Genomic DNA, 18,784 nt, shown 5'->3' with positions numbered 1-18,784 from the left:
CGGGCGTCACACAGGGTGATGGTCACCCAGAGTGAAAACGGACATTTCCGCGAAGCTTGGATTCGCGAAATAGATCTTGAAAATCGGCCGCGCAAAAAATCGGGCGACAAGGGCGTTTGGGTCGCCCGGCCTCCCGATTTACGTCGGGAACCCGCCCCCTCCCCTTGCGCTCGATCACCCTCGTGATCACGCCCTTGCCTGGGGTCACCAGTCCCGGGCTGGGGGCCGGATCACCTGGGGTGACGATGCCTTGCGCTGCCGGTACCAGCGGCTGGCTACTCTCCGCATGGCCGGGTCGCGCATGGCCTCGATGCGCTGCATGACCACGTCTTGGCCGGGGTCGACGGCGATGATGCGTGCGTCGAGGCGCCTGTACCGGGCGAGTGCCTTGGCGCTGGGCATCGTGTGGATGAGGTATACGTCGACCTGGTCCCGTACCTGGAACGCTTCGTCCATGGCGGCGTACCTGGCGCGGTGGGCTACCCGTAGCTGTACGGGGTCTTGGTTCCAGGTGGGTGCGCCGGGGCCGGAGAGGGCGCGGGTGATGAGGTCGAGGTCGATGACGATGTCACGTGGCTTGGCGTGGGACTGGATCCACGAGGATTTGCCGGAGGCCGGCGGGCCGGTGACGACGTACAGCACGCTGCGTCACCCCGCCTTGTGTGGCCTTCGTCGAGCCCGGCCGCGACCATCGCGCAGCACCCAGACCGCGAACCGCAGCCGCGACCGCAGGGACTGTCCGGCGAGGCCGAAGATGCTGAAGACGTCGAGGGCGATGTCAACGTGGTCGCGGTCGGGGCGGTGCTCGGCGACGGCGTCAACGTAGGAGAGGACATCGAGCCCGGCCTTGCTGCGCCCCTCACGCCGGGCCTCGGCCTCGGCGATGGCACCGGCTGTCCACCAGTCGTACTCGCGGGTGCCGCGCTTCGGGATGCTCATCGTCACCACTTCCGTGCGGGACGTCCGGACTGGGGGCGCCGCGGCGCGGTGCGGTTGCCACGGCTGCTGTTGCACCGTCGGTGTGCGGGCCGGGCGTTGGCGGGGTCGAGGAGGTCACCGCCGCGGGACAGCGGGACTTCGTGGTCAAGGGTGAAGGACAACGGGTGGCGTGCGTCGAGGTTGTACCCGATGTTGTGGCCGCACCACCAGCACGGGAGGTGCTGGGCTCGGAGCCAGGCGCAGAGCCGCCGGTAGGGGCGCCCGTTGCGGGGGTTGCCGGACACGGCGACCTCCTTGCACGGCGAAGCCCCGGGGGCTCGGTGGCCGCTCCGGGGCTTCGTCGTGGATTGTGTGGACGGCGGCCGTCACTGCCGAGTGTCACGGGTGCGTCCCGTGGATCATGCCGTCCGTGCCGGTTGAGGGCACAGCTGTACACCGAGATCGTGGCTCACCGATCGTCGCACGTCAAGCGGCTGTGGCTCCGCGCTGTCCGGGGCGGCAGGGCTTGGCCGCCAGCATGGCCTCCGTGACGTCGGCGACGCGGAAGTACGGGCGCTTGGGCGAGCCTCCGCAGCGGGTGAGGATGCCGCGGCGGACCCAGTCGCGGATGGTGGCCGGCTTCACGCCGCAGGCGCGGGCGGCCATCGAGGTGGTGAGCAGTCCTGGGGGCAGGGCGAGGTACTCCATGCCCTCCATGATGCGGCAGGGAGGGAGGCCGCGGAGGGGAGGACGAAGCGCTGTTTCCTGGCCGTGGGCGTGCTCCGGGAGGCCGCCTCCCTTGCCTCCCTGACTGGCCATTTGTGCAGGTCATGTACAGGGAGGCAGGCCGGGGAGGCGGGTAGGGAGAACTCCCCGGGATCCGGGTGCCTCCCTACTCGTCGAGGTCGTCTTCTTCGTCGGCGGCGCGGTCGGCGATGGCGTCGGCGATGCGCTGTCGGCTGACGTGCATGACGCCGCCGGTCTTGTACTCGCCGTGCCCGGCGTCGTCCAGGACGCGCTTGAGGTCGCGGAAGGACCAGTTGTCGTAGGCGGCCGGGTTGTGGTCGCTGAGCCGGTGGAGGACGTCCTGGGTGCGCAGCTTCGTCTCGTGTCCGAGGACGGTCAGGATGTCGGCGAGGTGGTCGGCCGGAGTGTAGGCGGGCGTCTCCGGGTCCGCAGTGCCCTCGTACAGCCCCATCGCGCGCTCGACGACCGGGGTGACCTCGTCGATGCCCTTGTCGGGGTCGCGGGCGACGTAGTGGGCGCGGACCACCTCGAACGGCTTGCTGCTGAACCCGACGGTGACGGCGGTGCCTACGTCCTCGCCGGGGATGAGCGTGGTGGCGGTGATTCCGGCCTTGTGCCGGCCGGAGCCGAGGAGGCCGTCGTTGGCGACGTGGTCGCCGACCGCGAAGGCGACGCGGTGGGAGGTGTTGCGGGTGACGTCGCGCGGCAGGCTGTCCGCGGTCGGGGAGACGGTGACCCACACCAGGGTGATGGCGGTCTTCCTCGCCTTCTTCATCACCTTGATGGCCAGCTCGGCGGCCTCTTTGCCGTACTCCTTGTGCATGAACAGTTCGTGGCACTCGTCGAAGACGACGACCTTCGGACGCATCCGCGGGTCCTTCAGGGCGAGTTCGCGCGTCACCTTGGTGGCGCCGTCGCCGAGTTCTTCCAGCAGCTTGCCCCGCATCGTCACCTCGTCGCGCAGGCTGCGCAGGGCCTTGAGGGCGGCCTCGATGTCCTCGTCGTCGTCTCCCTTGACGAGCGTCTTCAGGCGGGGCTTGAGCGGGTCGTAGTCGGTGTTGTAAGCCATCACGTAGGCCTCGACAATGACGAGCGGGTCGAGGATCGCGCCGAGCAGCAGGGCGATGACCAGGGATGACTTGCCGGAGCCCATGATTCCGCCGACCATGTAGTTCGCGGCCATGAGCTTCCCGATGATGGGCTCGCCCCGCTGCGAGACAGCGACGGGCACGCCCTTGAAGTAGTCGGTGGTGCCCTCGGTGAGCAGCGGCCACGGCGGCACGGCGCCGGACAGGGAGCCCTGGTCGGCGACCCACAGGTCGAGGACACCGGGCTGCTTCGGCGGTTCGGTCGGCCACACCTCGACGGGCTTGCGCAGCAGGTTGTGGGCCAGGACCGACTTCTTTCCGGCGATCATTTCGACGGTGACGCCCATCGGGAGCTGCAGCTGGGTGTGCCAGCCGTTCCCGGACCGGGTGGTGGGCTGTACCCAGCGGGGCTGCCAGCCGTCCTTGATGGCTTTGTTGAGCGGGGCGAGGCCGAGGTTGCCGAGGGCGCGGATGATGGCGCCTTCGTCGGGGACGACGTCCCGCTGCTCGGGGTCGCCGGGGAGGGCCCAGGTCGGGGCGGTCTGCCGGTGGCGGCCGACGGCCCACACTCCGGCGAGGGCCAGCCACGGCAGGGAGAACAGCAGGGGATCCCAGATGACGCCGGCGACGAACGCGACCCAGCTGACGAAGGTGATGACGGTGTTGAGGGGGGTGAGGACGTCGTGGACGTCGTGGTTGGCCCAGGCGAGCATGATGCCGAGCGCCAGCAGCATGCCAGTGGCGGCGCAGGAGCCCATGAACAGGGCTTTCGGCGCGTTGATGGCGAGTTGCAGCAGTTCCATGCGGCGGCGGTGGCGGGACTGCCGGAAGATGTAGGCGCGCTGTTCCCAGTCGCGGGCGACGTCTTCCTGTCCGGCGGCTTCGGCGGCCCGCATCATGCGTTCGTGGCGGGCGGTGGTGCGGGAGTCCCAGGCGCGGCGGGTGAGGATGCGGGTTCCGCCGGCCAGGTAGGAGCCGTGGCGGACGAGGACGCGGTAGGTGTTGTGCTCGCGGGCCTCGACGACCACCCGGCGCAGGGAGTCGATGCGGACTCGGCGGCGGGTGGCCTGCACGTTTTCGGTGGCGGGCGGGGCGGCGGGTGCGGGTGTCTGCTCCGGTTCGGGCGCGAACTTGAGCAGGGACACTGTCGGTTTGGCGTGCCCGTTGACCTGCTCGGGGATGGTGTCCGTCATGCTGGTGTCTCCGGTCGTTCTATGGGCGGTCCGGGGCCCGGGGACGGCCGCTGACTTGGCGGAAAGGGCCGTCCCCGGGGTGGAGCTACTGGCCGTTGGCGATGCGCTTGCGGGCCTTGTCGTAGATGGCCTCGACGCGGCGGTCGGCGCGCGGGGTGCCGCCGGCGCCGCGCAGAATCTGCCACGCGCCGCGGGCGTCGGCGCGGAGGACGGCCCGCTTCTCGGCGCCGTTCAGGTCGTCCCAGGTGATGTCCTTCTTGGCCACGGGTTCTTCCTCCAAGCGGGCCGGACGGTCCGGCCCCACCGCGCCCCCGCCACCGATGGTCAGGACGACCATCGGTCGACGGAGGACGGAAGGGCCGTCAGCGGCGGGGGTAGCCGTGGCCGGGCGGCGGGTAGGGGGTGCCGTCGACCTCGGCGCCGGTGGCCGAGATGATGACGTCCTCGAAGTCGTCGAGGTCGCCGGTCTTGCCGTCGTAGGCGGCGTCGAGGCTGTCGAGGATCCGTATGGTGCGGGCCTGGTCGTCCTTGGCGGTCTCGGTGCGGCGGAAGATGCCCATGGTCAGTGCCCCTTCCGCTGCAGGTCCTGCCAGACGGAGCGCAGGACGAGCAGGCAGACGGTGGCGCACACCGCGCCGACGGCGACGGCGACCGCGAGGAGCGCGGCGGCCATGGCCAGGAAGGTGAGGGCGACCGCTCCGCCGATACCGGCCGCGACGTACAGGCCCACGGGCCGCTGGACGCGGGGCGCGGGCGCCGGGGCCGGGGTCTGCTGCTGGGTGATCTGCTGGGCGGCGAGGACGGCGGCGACGATCCGTACGACGTCGGTGTTCTCGGCGGCCTCCAGCGCGGCGGCCTCAGCCTTGGCGAGCGGGTCTCTCTCGGTCACCGCGACCACCTCCGGGAGGGCAGGTGCGGGCGGGCGGCGAGGCCGACGACGAACGCGACGGTAACGGGCTGCACGACAGCGGCCAGCACGTCGGCGACCGGGGCGAGCGGAAGCCCGAACAGCAGCCAGAGGACGCCGAGGACGGCACCGAAGAGGAGCGGCTTCATGACCATCACCGGCCTTCCGGGGTGACCACCAGGCGGCGCAGATCCGTGGCGTCGCGGCGACTGATTCCGAACTCGTCGCGCAGCTGCTCGATGGTCACCGGCCGCTGCCCGGAGTTCAGCCGGTCCCGGTTCAGCTTGTGGGCCCGTTTCAGCAGCTCGCCCGGGGTGAGGGCGATGACCTGGGTCACCACTTCTCGGGGGTGCTGGGCGAGGGCGCTCGCGGTCACCTTGCGGGTCGTGTCGTCCGGCTGGCCGGGGTCGTTGGTCTCGGTCTTCCAGTGCCAGGGCACGGTTTCGGGGATGACCATCTGCGGGGGCTCGGGGAGGGCGGGCGGCTGGTCGTCGTCGATGCGCTCCAGGGTCACCGGGGCGGGCACCTCGGATGTGGGCAGAGAACGTGGCACGTTCTCTGCCGGTTCCGCGTCGGCGGCCTCTTGGTGACCGGCACCGAGGGAGTGCACCCGCCAGAGCACCAGCGGGGCGATCGCCGAGACGGCGACGACCAGGGGCACGGACACGGCCACCAGACCGGCCGTGACGAGGTGGCTGGCGGCGTTGACGCCGATCATCGCGGCGACTGCGGCGAGGACCTCCCGGCCGGTCCGCAGCGCGCGGACGGTGTACAGGTCGAGGGCGCCGGGGACGGCGGCGGCTACCCACATGTTGAAGCCGACCGCGCGCGCCAGCTCGTACTCGGCGGACGCGGTGGCCACCAGGGCGGCGGCGAGGGCGCCCCACTTCAAGTAGTCGTTGCTCACTGGTCCTCGCTCTCGCGGACGCGCTGCAGCTCGACGGCGAGCTGGTCGAGGACGTCGCAGTGGGCGCGGACGAGGTTGGTGAAGGAGCGCACTTCGTCCGGGTCGCAGTTGATGATGTCGCCGCCGACCTCGATCGCGAGGAGCGGCAGCGGCTCGGGGGCGAGCTCGGAGAACGGCGCGCGGGAGATCCAGGCGGTGAGGAACTCGGCGGGGCCGCGCCGGGTGTCCACGACGGCGGCCACCTCGGGCCCGTTGTGGGTGATGTCGGCCTTGTACTGGGCGCGGTCGTCGTCGTGTCCGTTACACCAGTCGGGTTCGTCGATCTCCAGGCTCTTGGTGACGAAGACGTTGACCTGGACGGTGCGGGGCGCGCTGGTCACGGGCGCTCACCCCGCTCGGACTCGATCGTGGCGAACAGGCAGCGCAGCCGGGCGTTGAGGGCGAACGCGGCCTTCTGCATGTCGACGTCGTCGTGGATGTTCAGGCCGGCGGTCTCGTCGAGGATGCGCCGGGTGACGGCGATCTCGACGTCCAGGTGGAACGGTCCGGAAGGTTCGCGGTTTGGAGTGTGCAGCGGGTCGTAGGCGGTCACCGGGTCACCGGTCCCGGGGTCCTCGATGAGGTGGGTGTCGTCGCGGTGGTCCTGGGCGCGGCGGTCTGCGCTGGACTCGTAGTCCTGGCGGCAGAGGCGGTGCAGCTCGGTCATGGCGGGGGACAGGGCGGGCGCTGGCGTCTCGGTGTCCGGTTCGGCGTCGAGGGCGCGCAGGAGGAGGCGGAGGGCCTCGCGCAGGGAGAGGATCTGGTCGCTGTCGAGGAGCTGCTGGGCGACGCTGACGGCGACTTCGAGGTCGCTCGGCTCGACGGCGGGAAGGGTGGTGTCGTCCGCGCACGTGGACGTGGAAAGATCGGTCATGCCGACTCCTGGTGTAGTCAGGATGTTCGGTGGAGGGTCGGGCGGCGCGCGCGCCTCCTCGGTGTTCCAGCACCGTGGAGAGCTGCTGTCCGGCCCTCGCTGTCTATTCGGTTGTGTACTTCTTGATCGCCTTCGCCACGGCGGTCCAGCTGATGCCCAGCTGTTTCGCCACGGCGTAGACGCTGCCGAGTTCGGCAGCCCCTTCCTTCAGGGCTTCCGCTCGTCTCTTTCGGGCCCGCTCCGCCTGGTCGTCGAGCTGTTCCAGCAGCACGTCTTCCGTGCGGATCCGGTCCCTCCATGAGGGTGTCTCCACCTCTCCGAGGTTATCAAACCCCCCGTTATATGCAACCCCCTGAGTGATACTCATGCTGCGTCCTTCGGCTGGTAGTGCCGCAACAGCAGCAGGTCCTGCTCGGTCTGGTACGCCGTCCCGCACCAGCGGCACCGCACCGGCCCGCCGGGCAGGCGTGTGAGAACGGCGCCGCACACGGTGCCCTCGTCGTCTGTGACCGCGATGCACAGCCCGATCCGCTGCGGCCGCGGCGGCGGGTCCCCGACGATCGACAGCGCGGCGCCCTCCATCTCCCGCACCTCGCGGGCGAGGTCGCCGGCCGCCGGGTAGTTGGCGGCAATCCACTCCAGCTCCATGCCGAGCCAACGGCACGCGACCGCCACCCGGCGGCCCATACGCCCCTCGACGGGCGGGGCGCCGTGGTGGGGCCAGCGCACCCGCTGTACGTCCGCCCGCCACGACTCCAGGACGAGGGCGATCCCGCCGGACCGGAGGTCGATCACGTCCTCGTTGAGCGGCGACCGCGAGCCGGCCGGGCCGGAGGAGACGTGCTCGCCGAGCCCGGACTGGCGCGGCACCAGGTGCACGGCGAGTTCCTCGAACAGGGCGGGCAGGCGCTCCAGGCGCCCGGCGAGGGCGTTGACGTCGCCCTCGCACAGGTAGCCGTGCTCGAGGTCGCGCTCGCACACGCCGCAGGACGCGGTCATACCCGGCTCCGGTTCTGCAGCTGGTACAGGCGCAGGCTGCGGTGGAAGCGATCAGCCTCCAGGATGCGCCGCTGACGGCGGACGGCGGCGGCGTCGCGGCGGGCGTCGCGCCAGCCCCAGAAGGCGTTGAGGACGTTCATCAGCTGAGCGCCGAGGGCGACGCCGGTGAACAGCATCAGGATCTCGTTGTCGGTCATCTCGACCTCCTAGAAGGGCGGTTCGTCGGAGTAGCCGGCGCCCTGCGCGGCGGGCTGTTGAGGGGCGTTGCCCCATCCGCCGTTCTGCTGCTGACCGTTGGCGGGCTGGGCGGTGGACCACGGGTCACGTGATTCACCTGAATTACGTCCCTGCTGGCCGCCGCTGTGTCCGGATCCGGACACGCCGCCCGCCGGGTTCTTCGTCACCTTCGCCGTGGCCCGGGCGAGGGACGGGCCGACCTCGTCGACGTCCAGCTCGAACACCGTGCGCTTCACGCCCTGGCCGTCCTCGTAGGACCGCTGCTTGAGTCGACCCTGGACGATGACGCGGACGCCCTTGGCGAGGGACTCGGCGACGTTCTCGGCGGCCTGCCGCCAGACGGAGCAGGTGAGGAAGAGCGTCTCGCCGTCCTTCCACTCGTTCGTCTGCTTGTCGTAGATGCGCGGGGTGGAGGCGATGCGGAACTTGGCGACGGCGGCGCCAGCCGGGGTGAATCGGAGTTCGGGGTCGTCGACCAGGTTGCCAACGACGGTGATCACGGTCTCGCCTGCCATGGCGGACTCCTTCGGGATGAGACGGTCAGGGTGACCGTCTGATGCGGGATGCTGGGTGGGAGGCCGGGCCCGATAACCGCGGGCCCGGCCGGTTGCATGCGGGTCAGGAGTCGGAGCGCGGTGCCAGGTGACGGTGCTCGTCGGGCAGGTGGCCGTCGCACCAGGTGCCGATGGTGAGGTGCATGCCGTGGTTCTCGACGACCTTCCACACGGCCGCGTCCGTGCAGTCCTGCCTGCCCTCGGGGATGCGGTTGATCGTGCAGGGCTGTGTGCCGGGCTCGAAGGAGAACACCCAGCCGTCGGCGCCGTGGAAGACGCGCACCTCCGGGCCTTCGTCGTCCTCGCCCGTGCCGTTCGCGCCGTTCAGGTCCTCGACCACGTTCAGGTCGAGCGCGGCAGCGGTGTCGCCCAGCGCCATGAACGTCTCCTCGTCGAGCACGTCGATGAGGACGGCCGCGGCCTGGTGGAGGGCAGATGCGGCATAGGCGCGGCCGACGGCGGCGAGCGCGGCGTACAGCGCCTCCTGGTGGGCCGTCCGCTCGTCCTGCTCTTCGTGGTGGCGGGCCGCGTGGTGGCGGATGTCGTAGGCATCCAGGGCGGCGCCCATCACGCGGTCGAGGGCGAGCCTGCTGTAGGGGTCGTCGTGGTTGAGGGTGAACTGGGCGATGGGTTCGATCGCGAGTTCAAGGTCGGACATGACGGTCTCCTTCGGGTTGGACAGCCGCCGGTTGACGGCTGGCAGTCAGATGCCGTCGATCTGGTTGAGCTCGCCGAGGATGCGGGCGGCCGTCGCCTGCGGGAGGGGTTCGACGCCGGCTCCGTATCCGGTGATCAGGACGGGCCCGTGAAAGCTGTCGGTGATTCCGTAGAGGTTGGCGAGGGCGTCGGCGAGGCGGTTGTAGGGCCAGTGGTTGCGGCCGTCTTCGTCGATCCAGATCGTGACGCCGCTGGCGAGGGGGATGTCGAAGGCCTCGATGGTGGTGCAGCGGAGGACCGCGGCGGCGTACTCGGCGAAGTGTTCGCGGTTGGCGGGGAGGTTGAGGGTGGTGATCGTTTCGTCCTCGGTGATGAGGATGGCGTCGTCGAACTTCACGGGGATCTCCTTCGTGTCGTTTGCGGGGGTCGGGCTGACTCCCGCGGTTCCGTCCGTCGTGCGGGCGGAAGCCTGGTTGCGGAGCTTGGCGGCGTGCCGGAGGGCGAGGCCGCGTTGCCGGGCGGCGGCGAACGCTGCGCGCCGGCGCTTGGCCGCCTCGGCCCGGGCGTGGGCGGCGGCGATCTTCTCGGCGACCACATCGTCGACGTTCACGCCTCGGCCCGACCCGGGTCGTGCAACGGCCGGTAGACGACGTGACGGTGGAGCGTTTCGAACGAGCTCTCGGTGTGGGCGAACGGCGGGAAGCCGGGGGAGTTGTCGACGAACGGCAGGAGGATGTCGTCGCCGTGCTTGTCGGTTGTGACCTTCCAAGCGATGACGGGGTCGAGGCTGACCTCGCCGTCCTCGTCGGTCTCCTCGAGGTACCAGCCCGGCTGTGCAGGGATGACGTGGCTTTCTGTCATTTCTGTCAGGCACTCCTAAGGCGTGTTTCTGATACTTCTTTCTTCTTCCAGGAGGAATCCCAGACGAGGGGATGGGGAGCGAACCGCGGGCTCGGAGCCCGGCCGCGCTGCCCCTCCGGCCGCTCGGGCGCGGGCAGCGGGACGACCCAGCCCTTGTCCACGAGCACATGGATCGCGTCGTACACGGTCTCGGAGGTCACGCCCTCCGGCCCCCACGAGTTGCCGTCCACACCGCGCTGTGCGTCCCGGACGGTGAACGGCTCGCGTCGCTTGTCCTCCTTGCGGCGGCGCAGCCACTCCAGGACGTCCCGGGCCGGCATGAGCTTGGCGTCCCGGTTGGCGCCCATCAGGTCGAGACACAGCCGGGCGTGCGTCACGAAGTACGGGGCCATCGCGAGTGCGGCTCGCAGTTGTTCGCCCTGTACCTGGGTGGCGTCTGGGTCCTCGTAGAGGGTGATGAGCGCGGCGATGCGCGCGAGTTTGCCGGGCAGCTTGCTCGCCCAGGAGGCCATCGGGTGGAGGTCGCCACCGCGGCGCAGACGCTCCTGCATCTGCTCCTGGAAGACGTACATCTCCTCGCTGGCCTCGTCGGTGAAGGTCACCGCGCGGACCATGGTGTTCTTCCACAGCCCATGGACCAGCTTCCCGAGCCGGTATCGCAGGTCGTCCATCAGCTCGGAGGGGATGGGCACGGAACCGCGCGGGTCCTGGTAGCCGAGCCGGGACGCCGGGAAGCCGTAGAGGAACCGCTGCACGAACCCGTTGTGCAGCATCTCGTCGTCCTTCTTCCGGCCAAGCTGCTCCAGGATGATCGGCTGGACGAGCAGGCCGATGGTCAGGTGCGCGCTCTCCATCTCGATGGAGTCCCGGCCGATGCGGTCGACGGGCATCGCCTTGCCGTCGTAGGCGTCGAGGGCGAACCCGGTGTCAGACGTGCCGCTGTTGTAGAGCCCGCCCATCTGCTTGATGAGGGTGCCCTCGGAGTGGATGACGCCCATCCGGCCGCCCTGCTGCGCGGCCTTCACCGGCATGGCGGCGGGCGTGATGTCACCGAACAGCAGCCGGGGCAGCGCGGGCACCGGGCCCATCTCCCGCAGCTCCTGCTTGGCGAGCTTGGCCTCGTCCATGCGGAGCGCGCGCAGGTCCGGCTTGGCCTTGATCGCTGCCTTCTCGGCGTCGTCGAGGCGGGCCTGCGCAATCTTCAGCATCTGCTCGGCGTCCTCGATCTCGGGGATCGCCTTGGCCTGCAGCTCCCGCTCGATGCCGCGCAGCGTGTCGCTGAACGGGGCCTCGGCCGCGCTCTTCCGCTCGCCGGCCCCGGCGACGGTCGCCGTCCACAGGGCGGGCGCCTCGGACCAGCCGGGACGTACCCGCACCTGGACGCGTCCGCCGGCCGCCACGGAGACGGTCGACAGCGCGATCATCGCGGGAATGTCCGGGGCGACCTGCACCTGCGCGGTCACCGCGTTGACGACGTCCGCCAGGTGCGGGCCCAGCAGGTCGACGGGGAACGGCGCGAGGGTGGGCCGATCGATGGATAGCGGCTCGTCCCAGTCGGCTTCCACCCCTACGGACTGCCTGACAGAAATGACAGAACTCTCGACGGGGGGCTGCCCGGGCAGCAGTCGAGGGCGGTCCTCCCGTCCGACCGGCGGCCACGGGTGGCGAGGCTGAGCCATGCCTGCGCGCAGGCCGGACTCGATCGTCGGCAGCGCCCGCCCCTCCGGGTGGTTCCCGGCCCGGGCTGCGGCGAGCAGGTGCTCGCGGGCCTCGCCCTCGGTCAGCGCGCCCGCGCCGACGAGCGTGCCGAAGTTGAACGCGGCCGTGTTGATCGTGTTGTTCTGGTCTCCGTCCGGAGCACGGGTGATCGCGTCGCATTCGTCCTGAACCACCTTGCGGGTGTAGGAGTCGAGGCGATCCATGGGGATGGTGCCCCTGCCGACTGGCGCGGGCGGGGCAGCCGGCCGCGAGGTGAGGGCGTCGAGCAGCCACTCGGGTGCTTGCTCGGGCGGCTGCTCCGGGTCCTCCAGCGTGTAGATGACGCCGGACTGGTGGAGCGAGCCGGGCCCGATGACGTAGGCGTTCCCGGCTCGGACGTCCCCGTCGAACTGCCCTTTGAGCGAGCCGAGACCGTTGCCGAGCTTCAGCTCGGCGGGGGCCCAGAGATAGTCGTGGTAGCCCTTGGCGGTGCGCACCCGCATGGTGGCCGGCCAGGTCTCGCCCCGGGCCTTGGCGACGTCCTCGATGGCGCCGGGCCGGTCGCTGTCCACGACGAGCAGCTGCTCACCGGCCGGGCCGCGGCAGGCTCCGACGTACACCCCGACGTTCTGAGGGCGCTCCGTGAGCAGGCGGCGGATCTTCTGGGCGTCCGTCGTGTGGTCGCGGGTGAACGGCACGGACGGGTGCTTGCCCCGCTGCTCACAGGTCGAGGGGTCGTGTCCTCGACCGATGCCGGAGCACTGGGGGAGCTCAGGGTGGTCGACGGCGAACGCCTCGAATCGGCGCTCGGCGAGCCAGACGCCTCCGCCCACCGGGGTGGACAGGTCGGCGTTCGGCTCCATCTCATCGGTCACGCTGCACCGCCGGGAAGTAGTACGTGCCCGTCGGGCGTCCGATGCAGCGCGAGCGTCGGGGGCAGACGCGCGGCGCCGAGGCGAGGCCGGCGGGGTGGATGTGCTGGTGGTCGCAGAACGGGCAGTCGACGACGAGCTGTGCGCGCGGCTTGCCGTCCTCGTACTGCGTGTCCCGGTACGGGACGAGGCGGGCCGCGGCGGCGGCCATGCCGAGCCGGACCGGGGGCGGCTGGGTCTCCGCCTGGTCCTGCTCGGTGTCCTCCCCGAAGAGCGGGAGGACGGTGGTCGTGCTGTTCACGAACGTTGCTCTCTTCTACGAGCGGGGCCAGTGAGGTTCGTGAGTGCGCCTGCGGCCCCGGGCCTGGGGGATGGCCCGGGGCCGCAGCGCTTCCCCGGTCAGCCGGGGTTTCGCCGCTTGGTCTTGGCGACCTCGTCGCCCACGGCGATGACGTCGTTGATCCACCGGCGGACGGCGGAGAGCACCGTGACCGGGCTGGGCTGCTCCATCAGGTGTGCGCGGATGTTGTCGAGGATCAGCTCATGCCGGGCGTACTCGGCCGCGTGCTGCACGTACACGTCCTCGGGGGCGGAGCTGGCGGGCTCGTCTGCCGGGCACTCGCCCGTGGAGTAATCGGTCACCGGGCACCTCCCATCCACCGAGCCATGAAGACGATGGCGTCGTCGCGATGGCCGTCGCAGACGGGGATGTCGCGGCGAACCGGGCTGCCGTCGTGAACGCGGAGGACGGATCCGGCCGGATGCGGGCAGCCGCCGCAGCGGTGGCCCTTGAAGTCGGCGAGGGTGCAGTCGCACCAGGAGCACTGCTCGCCGTCGGCGTAGTCGTGGACGATGGCGATCGTGCGACCGTCGGCCGCCTCGTCGCGCGCGGTCGCGAGCGCCTGGTCGGACCAGAACGTCTGCTGCGGGGTACGGGTCACGGCCGGCCTCCCTTCTTGGCGACGGCGGCCTGGGCCGCGCGGTAGACGTGGGGACTGGACCGGCGACGCCCGGAGGCGACGGCCCGCTCGTCGAACACGGCGGACGCGGCGAGCGGGGAGAGCGTCGTCCACGCGGCGGCGGGCCAGCCCGGACCGGGCGGGACCTCGGGCAGGCCCTTCAGCGCGTTCGGGGTGTGTGCAGGACAACGCATCCCGGGCAGGTAGCGTCGTACGCCGTCAACTTCCTTGCAGTGCCTTCGTTCGGCGCCAATCCAGTGGTCGCACTCGGGGCGCGTCTCGTCCTTCACTGGTCCCCTCCGAGGGCGCCGAGCGGCCCGCGGCGGATCTGCTCGCGGATGACCTCGTCGGAAGGAATCGGTCCGTCGCGGAGGAAGGCGTCGGCCATGGTCTCGCCGGTCTCGTGGGCGGTGCCGTCCTCGGCGATGCGCACCACGTTGATCTGGTCGGCGATCCCGGAGGCGATGGCGGCCTTGCGGAACGCGGGCTGCACGTTGGCCATCAGCTCCTTGCCCCACGGCCCGTCGAGGGCGAGCAGCAGCGCCATCTGCCAGTTGCAGACGGGGACCTGATGGGTGCCGCCGTCTGCGCGGTGGTTGGTGAACTCGTCCACCCTGGGGGTGGTGGCCGGCTCTTCGGCGGACTCGGTGATCTCCTCCTCGCGGAGGCGGTGCCACTGCTCCGGCGTGGCCCCAGTGATCTCCAGGACTTCATGGACGAAGAACCAGTCGCCGTCGCCGTCCTCGGGGTCGGCGAGCGCGGGGCGCAGGCTGCCGAGCCCCATGAATCCCACCGTCTTGCTGACGTCCGGGATGTTGCGGCCCTGCCGCTCGGCGAGGTCGCAGACGGAGAAGATCGTGCGGGCCTTGTAGCGGGCCAGTTTCCCGGCGTTGCGGCTGCGGCGGATGCTGGCGCGGAAGTGCTTCGGGTCGACGCTCACGCCGCCTCCTTGGATCCACCAGATGAGGTCGTACTCGGGCTGGATTCGGTGCGCATACTCGACGGCGACCTGGGACTTGCCGACGGCTCCGCCGGGGTGTGGAACGCGGTGCGGATGATGGCCCGCTGCTCGTCGGTCAGGGGCGGGGCGGCGTCGACGATGCGCTCGATCCGCGCCCAGTAGGCGTTGTTCCGGGCGTCATCCTCGAAGCGGCGTGGACGATCGGGGCGGGCCGGACGGCCGGGGGTACCCACGAGCTGCACACCCCCGGCCGACACGGCGGCGGCCTGGGCCGTCATCCGCGTGCTCCCGCACGCTCGAACTCCACCTGGTCGAGGACACGGGTGAGCGTGTCCCAGACGGCGGCGGGGTCCCCGGTCTCCAGGATCATCCCGGCCGCCGTGTCGAAGGCCCGGTCGAGGGCGCCGCCGTGGTCCCGCTTCTCCTCGGCGATCCTCGCCAGGGCGCCGACGACCTCAGGCCGTGCCGCTGCGTGCGCGGCGGGCAGCCTGTCGACGGCATCCGCCAAGTCCCAGCCAGCCGGGATCAGGTACGAGGCCGGGCTGTGGGGCCTGGCGACGACGGTGGGGACGGCGATGCGGGAGCCCAGCTCGACGTTCAGACGGAGTCGGGATGCCTCCCGGAACAGGACGGTGATGTCCGGCCCCATCCCGTCGAGGATCGTCTCGCGGACGGCGTAGCCGTGCTGGCTGAGCAGGACGCGGGCGAGCCAGACGGCCGTGCCGGGGTTGGCGCGGTGCCGGTCGTAGACGAGGGTGGCCGCGTCACCTTCGACGCGGAGGTCGGCGGCCTTGCTGGGGGAGACGACGGGGCCGCGGCGGACGGTCAGTGTGAGGTCGCGGGGGATCGTGGTCGTCATGCCGTCACCCCCTGGTGGGCGAGGAGGGTGCGGACGGCGGCGAGGCGGACGGCCGGGTCCTGGCCGGCGGGGACGACGAGGATGCGTTCCCCGGTGTTCGTCTGCAGGTAGTGGGCGAGGAGCCCGTCGCGCAGCTTGGGGTCGAGGGTGGAGGTGTCCCACTCCTCGAGGTGGATGTCGTGCTCGGTGGTGAGGGCTTCGATTGCGGCGGCGGGAGTCGTCTTGGCGTCGGCGACCATGTCGACGTAGCCGCGCAGTCCCTGCCGGGTGAGTTCGGGGTTGGGGGAGGCCGCGAAGACGGCGTCGATCGCGTCGAACGCGCGGTTGACGGCCTGCGGGTCGGCGCCCTGTTCGATGCGGGGCTGCATTTCGGCGTCGGCGGCTGGGCTCGACGCGGGTGGCGCGGAAATGGCAAGATTGCTCATGAGCGCGTTCCGTTTCTAACTTTGCGGTGGAGATGGATTGCTCTTTTGGAGGGCCCGGCTGGTACCCGGGCCCTTCGTTGTTTTCAGCCGCTGCTCCCGCCTGGTACGCGGGAGCAGAGCTGCTTGGGTAACCGTGGCCTTGCCACGGTTACGCCGTTTCCCTCTCGTCGACTGACGAGGATCGCTGGCGAAGTTCTTCGAGGAGTGCGCCATAGGCGAGCGCAGCCTCCCCGCGCGGCTTGCGTGTGCCGCGTTCCCAGCGCCAGACGGTGGACTGATCCACTCCGCAGGCTTGGGCAACCTCGCCGATCGACAGTTGTGCCGCTACTCGCAGGCGCTCGGCTTCCCCGCTGGTCAGGGCCGAGCGCACATCAGCGAGACGCAGCGCTTGCGCTTTTGCCATGACCCAACCCTAGCCATAGCTTTGCCATTAAGTCCACCAGTGGGTAGGGAGTGGTCAAGGTTAGGGTGCCCTAGCTCTTGCCAATGTCTTGCCGACGCAGGCACGATGGGGGCGTGGACGATTACCTGAACCCCCCACCGGGATGGCACTACTCGGTGCACCCGTGGTTCGCCCTCGATGACATTCCAGACCTGCCGGAACTCATGCAGGTCGGCACAGTCCTGCTGCCGGAGTTCTTTCACCTGGCCGTCGGCACCGAAGGCATGTGGAGGAACGAGGGGTGGCCCGACGACGACGACTTCGCGCTGTTTCTCCACTTCCACGTCTTCGAGGGCGAGCTCAGCCTGAGTGAAGTCCGCGTTGCCGGGGCGATGGATCTGCCAGTCGCCTACGAAAGGTTTCGGAAGATCGTCCCCACCGGGCGTTGGAAGCCTCTGGCTGTAGCCCTGATGCTTCGCTACCTCGCCGCCTTCATGGAGGAAGGCGTTCGACCAGACGCAGAAATGGATCCTGCTCACGGGGCTCGTTCGGTAACCGCGTATGAGAACCGGCCCAGTGCCGCGATGCGGTGGATCGACAAGCTCCAAACCCAGGCGGCCGAGGCCTACGCGATCGCCCGGGACCAGCCTGCGGCTACGCCCGGCAAGCGCAAGCGGAACAGGATCACGGACGAGTTCCTGGTCGAGGTTGCGAAGATCTATATGTCAGCCGACAAGATTGGATTGCCGCCGACGCGGGAAGTGGCTAACCACTTCAAGGCCCCACACTCGACGGCAGCGAAGTGGGTATCCAGTGCGCGGCGGAAGAGCTTTTTGCCGCCGCCTGGTGTGCGGCCGCCGACTGTCAGTGAAGCCGAGGGCATCCTCAACGACAGGCGTCTGCAGCTGGAGTGGCTGATCAATGACAGTCACATTCAGTGGGAGATCAACGAGACGAAGGACCCGAAGAGGAGGGCTGAGCTGGAAGCGCAGCTGAAGGCAGCTGTGGAAGAACTCGCCCAGTTGGGCGGCGAGTTGCCTGGACGCGGCAACTGAGTCAGGAGCCGCCCCGCTTCCACGAGAACACAACTGCCTCGTAGTCGAAGTACCCGCCGTCCGGCATCCGCCCCGGCCGCGGGGTCTTCAGCGTCACCTCGACCAGCGACCGCAGCACCGTCCGCTGCCGGTCCAGCGGCATCGCGCGCCAAGCCTTCCGCGGGTCCTTCGCCCCCACCAGCTCCACCAGCGGATCCACCTCCGCGGCCCGCGCCAGCTGTTGCGTGATCCCCTCCAGCTGCCCGCGCGCCGTGTCCGTGCCCTCGGTGAACTGCACCTCGTCGATCTGCCCCCCGCCGTACATGCCGGCCAGGTTCCGCATCCGGCCGCGGATCTCCTCCGCCTCCGCCTGGAGGGCAGCCACGTCGACGTCATCCGGGGCGGGCAGCAGCAGCTCGTGCGCGTCGTCGCGTGACAGCCGCTCGACGATCGTGTCCTCGACGTACTGGTCCACGACCTCGGCTCGCCGGCCGCCGCCGTGTGCGCTCTGGCACCGGTAGCTGGGGAACTGGCGGCCACCGGACTGCGTGACGTACACAAAGTGCGGGCAGTCCCCGCGCCCGCACCGGTACAGCAGCGAGCCCAGCCACTTCGGCTGATTGCCCCGCACCGTCCGGCGTGACGGGTCCTTCAGGATCGCCACGACGGCCCTGTACTTCGTCTCGTCGACGATCGGGTCCCATTTGCCCCGGCCGACCTCCTCGCCCCTGTAGACGGCGATTCCGGCGTTCCTGGGGCGCATCAGCATGTCCCGCATGTCGGTGTGCGTGACCGGGTTCCCCCGCGTCGTCGTCACGCCCTTGTCTGCGCACCACTGCACGAGCGACCGGATCGACCCGCCGGACAGCATCTGATCCGTCCAGTAGCGCAGCGCCTCGGCCTCCTCGGGCACGGCCTTCAGCATGTCCAGCTCGGGTTCCTCGACCTCCTCGCCTGTCTTCCGGTCCACCTTCGTGCGCATCTCCCCGGTGGGCAGGCCCCACCCGAACGGGCGGATGCCGCCCATCCAGTCGCCGTTGAGGGCCTTCTGCCGGCGGGCTCGGGCGACGCGCTCGCCCTTGTGCTCGGACTCCTGGCGGGCGACGGCGCCGAGGATCCGCGCGGTCATCCGGCCGGACGGCGTGGCGAGGTCGACGGTCCCGGCCTGCACCGTGTGCGTCGAGATGCCGCGCCGGTCGGACAGGTCGATGTACTCCTCCAGCTCGACGATCGAGCGGGTGAGCCGGTCGGTGTGCCAGACGATGACGACGGTGGCCTTGCCCGCGTCGAGGTCGGCGAGCATGCGCCGGTAGGCCGGGCGCTTCTTCCCGGAGAACGCCGAGATGTCGTTGTCGACGTAGGTCTCGAGGACCTCCCACCCGTTGCGGGTGGCGAGGGCTTCGCAGTCCTCGCGCTGGCGGTCGACGCCGAGGCCGGCGCCGGTGCGGTCCTGGCTGATGCGGCAGTAGATGACGGCTCGCGTTCGGGCGCCCGCCGTTGGAGTGGCCTTCATGTCCTGAGTGTGGCTCACCAGTGGTGTCTTTGTCCGGGGTTCGGGAACCCCAATCTATGACTAAGACGCCACTCAAAGGATCATGTCTTCACCTTGCTCG

General features: G+C 70.1%; 31 protein-coding genes. 1 reads left to right on the top strand and 30 read right to left on the bottom strand.

Annotated features, from left to right (window positions below; genetic code table 11):
* Positions 1 to 204: 204 nt before the first annotated feature.
* The 29 genes from ACLZN2_RS35245 to ACLZN2_RS35105 all read right to left on the bottom strand — a co-directional run bounded on the left by ACLZN2_RS35245 (position 205) and on the right by ACLZN2_RS35105 (position 16,158).
* The gene (locus tag ACLZN2_RS35245; protein WP_416983541.1) at positions 205 to 642 is read right to left on the bottom strand and encodes an AAA family ATPase; all 438 of its coding nucleotides are present in this window, start codon (positions 640 to 642) and stop codon (positions 205 to 207) included.
* Between the two features lie 6 nt (positions 643 to 648).
* Positions 649 to 939, bottom strand: a complete 291-nt coding sequence (locus ACLZN2_RS35240) for a hypothetical protein (RefSeq protein WP_416983539.1) — start codon at positions 937 to 939, stop codon at positions 649 to 651.
* A 2-nt stretch (positions 940 to 941) separates the two neighbouring features.
* Positions 942 to 1,223 (bottom strand): HNH endonuclease, encoded by a 282-nt coding sequence (locus ACLZN2_RS35235; protein ID WP_416983537.1) that lies wholly within the window; start codon positions 1,221 to 1,223, stop codon positions 942 to 944.
* Positions 1,224 to 1,404: 181 nt separating this feature from the next.
* Complete coding sequence (locus ACLZN2_RS35230; RefSeq protein ID WP_416983535.1) at positions 1,405 to 1,626, bottom strand: MerR family transcriptional regulator; 222 nt, start codon at positions 1,624 to 1,626, stop codon at positions 1,405 to 1,407.
* 184 nt (positions 1,627 to 1,810) lie between these two features.
* Positions 1,811 to 3,946 (bottom strand): cell division protein FtsK, encoded by a 2,136-nt coding sequence (locus tag ACLZN2_RS35225; RefSeq protein WP_416983533.1) that lies wholly within the window; start codon positions 3,944 to 3,946, stop codon positions 1,811 to 1,813.
* Between the two features lie 85 nt (positions 3,947 to 4,031).
* Positions 4,032 to 4,283 (bottom strand): hypothetical protein, encoded by a 252-nt coding sequence (locus tag ACLZN2_RS35220; RefSeq protein ID WP_416983532.1) that lies wholly within the window; start codon positions 4,281 to 4,283, stop codon positions 4,032 to 4,034.
* 25 nt (positions 4,284 to 4,308) lie between these two features.
* Positions 4,309 to 4,506, bottom strand: a complete 198-nt coding sequence (locus tag ACLZN2_RS35215; protein WP_416983531.1) for a hypothetical protein — start codon at positions 4,504 to 4,506, stop codon at positions 4,309 to 4,311.
* Between the two features lie 2 nt (positions 4,507 to 4,508).
* Positions 4,509 to 4,835: a hypothetical protein gene (locus ACLZN2_RS35210; protein ID WP_416983530.1), complete on the bottom strand. Its 327-nt coding sequence runs from the start codon at positions 4,833 to 4,835 to the stop codon at positions 4,509 to 4,511.
* Positions 4,832 to 5,002 carry a hypothetical protein gene (locus ACLZN2_RS35205; protein ID WP_416983529.1) on the bottom strand — a complete coding sequence of 57 codons (171 nt, stop codon included), beginning with the start codon at positions 5,000 to 5,002 and terminating at the stop codon, positions 4,832 to 4,834. Before ACLZN2_RS35205 ends, ACLZN2_RS35210 begins: the two co-directional genes overlap by 4 nt.
* Before the next feature lie 5 nt (positions 5,003 to 5,007).
* Positions 5,008 to 5,760 (bottom strand): hypothetical protein, encoded by a 753-nt coding sequence (locus ACLZN2_RS35200; RefSeq protein WP_416983528.1) that lies wholly within the window; start codon positions 5,758 to 5,760, stop codon positions 5,008 to 5,010.
* A complete protein-coding gene (locus tag ACLZN2_RS35195) occupies positions 5,757 to 6,140 on the bottom strand; it encodes a DUF6907 domain-containing protein (RefSeq protein WP_416983527.1) in 384 nt (127 codons plus the stop codon). The genes ACLZN2_RS35200 and ACLZN2_RS35195 overlap by 4 nt, the downstream gene beginning before the upstream one ends.
* On the bottom strand, positions 6,137 to 6,673 hold the full coding sequence (locus ACLZN2_RS35190) for a hypothetical protein (RefSeq protein WP_416983525.1): 537 nt from the start codon (positions 6,671 to 6,673) through the stop codon (positions 6,137 to 6,139). Before ACLZN2_RS35190 ends, ACLZN2_RS35195 begins: the two co-directional genes overlap by 4 nt.
* Positions 6,674 to 6,776: 103 nt before the next feature.
* Positions 6,777 to 6,986, bottom strand: coding sequence for a hypothetical protein (locus ACLZN2_RS35185; protein ID WP_416983524.1), 210 nt, complete (start codon positions 6,984 to 6,986; stop codon positions 6,777 to 6,779).
* Between the two features lie 50 nt (positions 6,987 to 7,036).
* Positions 7,037 to 7,672, bottom strand: a complete 636-nt coding sequence (locus ACLZN2_RS35180; protein WP_416983523.1) for a hypothetical protein — start codon at positions 7,670 to 7,672, stop codon at positions 7,037 to 7,039.
* Positions 7,669 to 7,869 (bottom strand): hypothetical protein, encoded by a 201-nt coding sequence (locus tag ACLZN2_RS35175; protein WP_416983522.1) that lies wholly within the window; start codon positions 7,867 to 7,869, stop codon positions 7,669 to 7,671. The genes ACLZN2_RS35180 and ACLZN2_RS35175 overlap by 4 nt, the downstream gene beginning before the upstream one ends.
* Before the next feature lie 9 nt (positions 7,870 to 7,878).
* A complete protein-coding gene (locus tag ACLZN2_RS35170) occupies positions 7,879 to 8,424 on the bottom strand; it encodes a single-stranded DNA-binding protein (RefSeq protein ID WP_416983521.1) in 546 nt (181 codons plus the stop codon).
* Between the two features lie 103 nt (positions 8,425 to 8,527).
* Complete coding sequence (locus tag ACLZN2_RS35165; RefSeq protein ID WP_416983520.1) at positions 8,528 to 9,121, bottom strand: hypothetical protein; 594 nt, start codon at positions 9,119 to 9,121, stop codon at positions 8,528 to 8,530.
* 45 nt (positions 9,122 to 9,166) lie between these two features.
* On the bottom strand, positions 9,167 to 9,730 hold the full coding sequence (locus ACLZN2_RS35160) for a hypothetical protein (protein WP_416983519.1): 564 nt from the start codon (positions 9,728 to 9,730) through the stop codon (positions 9,167 to 9,169).
* Positions 9,727 to 9,981 (bottom strand): hypothetical protein, encoded by a 255-nt coding sequence (locus ACLZN2_RS35155; RefSeq protein ID WP_416983518.1) that lies wholly within the window; start codon positions 9,979 to 9,981, stop codon positions 9,727 to 9,729. The genes ACLZN2_RS35160 and ACLZN2_RS35155 overlap by 4 nt, the downstream gene beginning before the upstream one ends.
* A gap of 5 nt (positions 9,982 to 9,986) precedes the next feature.
* A complete protein-coding gene (locus ACLZN2_RS35150) occupies positions 9,987 to 12,554 on the bottom strand; it encodes a DUF3987 domain-containing protein (protein ID WP_416983517.1) in 2,568 nt (855 codons plus the stop codon).
* Entirely contained in the window at positions 12,544 to 12,852 is a 309-nt protein-coding gene (locus ACLZN2_RS35145) for a hypothetical protein (protein WP_416983515.1), read from the bottom strand. The genes ACLZN2_RS35150 and ACLZN2_RS35145 overlap by 11 nt, the downstream gene beginning before the upstream one ends.
* Before the next feature lie 98 nt (positions 12,853 to 12,950).
* Positions 12,951 to 13,193 (bottom strand): hypothetical protein, encoded by a 243-nt coding sequence (locus ACLZN2_RS35140; protein ID WP_416983513.1) that lies wholly within the window; start codon positions 13,191 to 13,193, stop codon positions 12,951 to 12,953.
* On the bottom strand, positions 13,190 to 13,492 hold the full coding sequence (locus ACLZN2_RS35135) for a hypothetical protein (RefSeq protein ID WP_416983511.1): 303 nt from the start codon (positions 13,490 to 13,492) through the stop codon (positions 13,190 to 13,192). Before ACLZN2_RS35135 ends, ACLZN2_RS35140 begins: the two co-directional genes overlap by 4 nt.
* The gene (locus ACLZN2_RS35130) at positions 13,489 to 13,704 is read right to left on the bottom strand and encodes a hypothetical protein (RefSeq protein WP_416983509.1); all 216 of its coding nucleotides are present in this window, start codon (positions 13,702 to 13,704) and stop codon (positions 13,489 to 13,491) included. Before ACLZN2_RS35130 ends, ACLZN2_RS35135 begins: the two co-directional genes overlap by 4 nt.
* Before the next feature lie 92 nt (positions 13,705 to 13,796).
* Positions 13,797 to 14,450: a hypothetical protein gene (locus ACLZN2_RS35125; RefSeq protein WP_416983508.1), complete on the bottom strand. Its 654-nt coding sequence runs from the start codon at positions 14,448 to 14,450 to the stop codon at positions 13,797 to 13,799.
* On the bottom strand, positions 14,447 to 14,749 hold the full coding sequence (locus ACLZN2_RS35120; protein ID WP_416983507.1) for a hypothetical protein: 303 nt from the start codon (positions 14,747 to 14,749) through the stop codon (positions 14,447 to 14,449). The genes ACLZN2_RS35125 and ACLZN2_RS35120 overlap by 4 nt, the downstream gene beginning before the upstream one ends.
* Positions 14,746 to 15,330: a hypothetical protein gene (locus ACLZN2_RS35115; protein WP_416983506.1), complete on the bottom strand. Its 585-nt coding sequence runs from the start codon at positions 15,328 to 15,330 to the stop codon at positions 14,746 to 14,748. The genes ACLZN2_RS35120 and ACLZN2_RS35115 overlap by 4 nt, the downstream gene beginning before the upstream one ends.
* Complete coding sequence (locus tag ACLZN2_RS35110) at positions 15,327 to 15,755, bottom strand: hypothetical protein (RefSeq protein WP_416983505.1); 429 nt, start codon at positions 15,753 to 15,755, stop codon at positions 15,327 to 15,329. Before ACLZN2_RS35110 ends, ACLZN2_RS35115 begins: the two co-directional genes overlap by 4 nt.
* 148 nt (positions 15,756 to 15,903) lie before the next feature.
* Positions 15,904 to 16,158, bottom strand: coding sequence for a helix-turn-helix domain-containing protein (locus ACLZN2_RS35105; RefSeq protein WP_416983504.1), 255 nt, complete (start codon positions 16,156 to 16,158; stop codon positions 15,904 to 15,906).
* A gap of 113 nt (positions 16,159 to 16,271) precedes the next feature.
* Between ACLZN2_RS35105 and ACLZN2_RS35100 the strand changes: the two genes are divergently transcribed.
* Positions 16,272 to 17,192: a hypothetical protein gene (locus ACLZN2_RS35100; RefSeq protein WP_416983503.1), complete on the top strand. Its 921-nt coding sequence runs from the start codon at positions 16,272 to 16,274 to the stop codon at positions 17,190 to 17,192.
* Position 17,193: 1 nt separating this feature from the next.
* On the opposite strand, the gene ACLZN2_RS35095 is transcribed toward ACLZN2_RS35100, so the two are convergent.
* Entirely contained in the window at positions 17,194 to 18,684 is a 1,491-nt protein-coding gene (locus ACLZN2_RS35095; protein ID WP_416983502.1) for a recombinase family protein, read from the bottom strand.
* Positions 18,685 to 18,784 lie beyond the last annotated feature (100 nt).

The sequence above is a fragment of the Streptomyces sp. T028 genome, assembly GCF_048159505.1.
In the GTDB taxonomy this organism is placed as follows: Bacteria; Actinomycetota; Actinomycetes; order Streptomycetales; family Streptomycetaceae; genus Streptomyces.
Note: the sequence above shows the minus strand (reverse complement) of the source record. Positions and strands in the feature narration are given on the sequence as shown.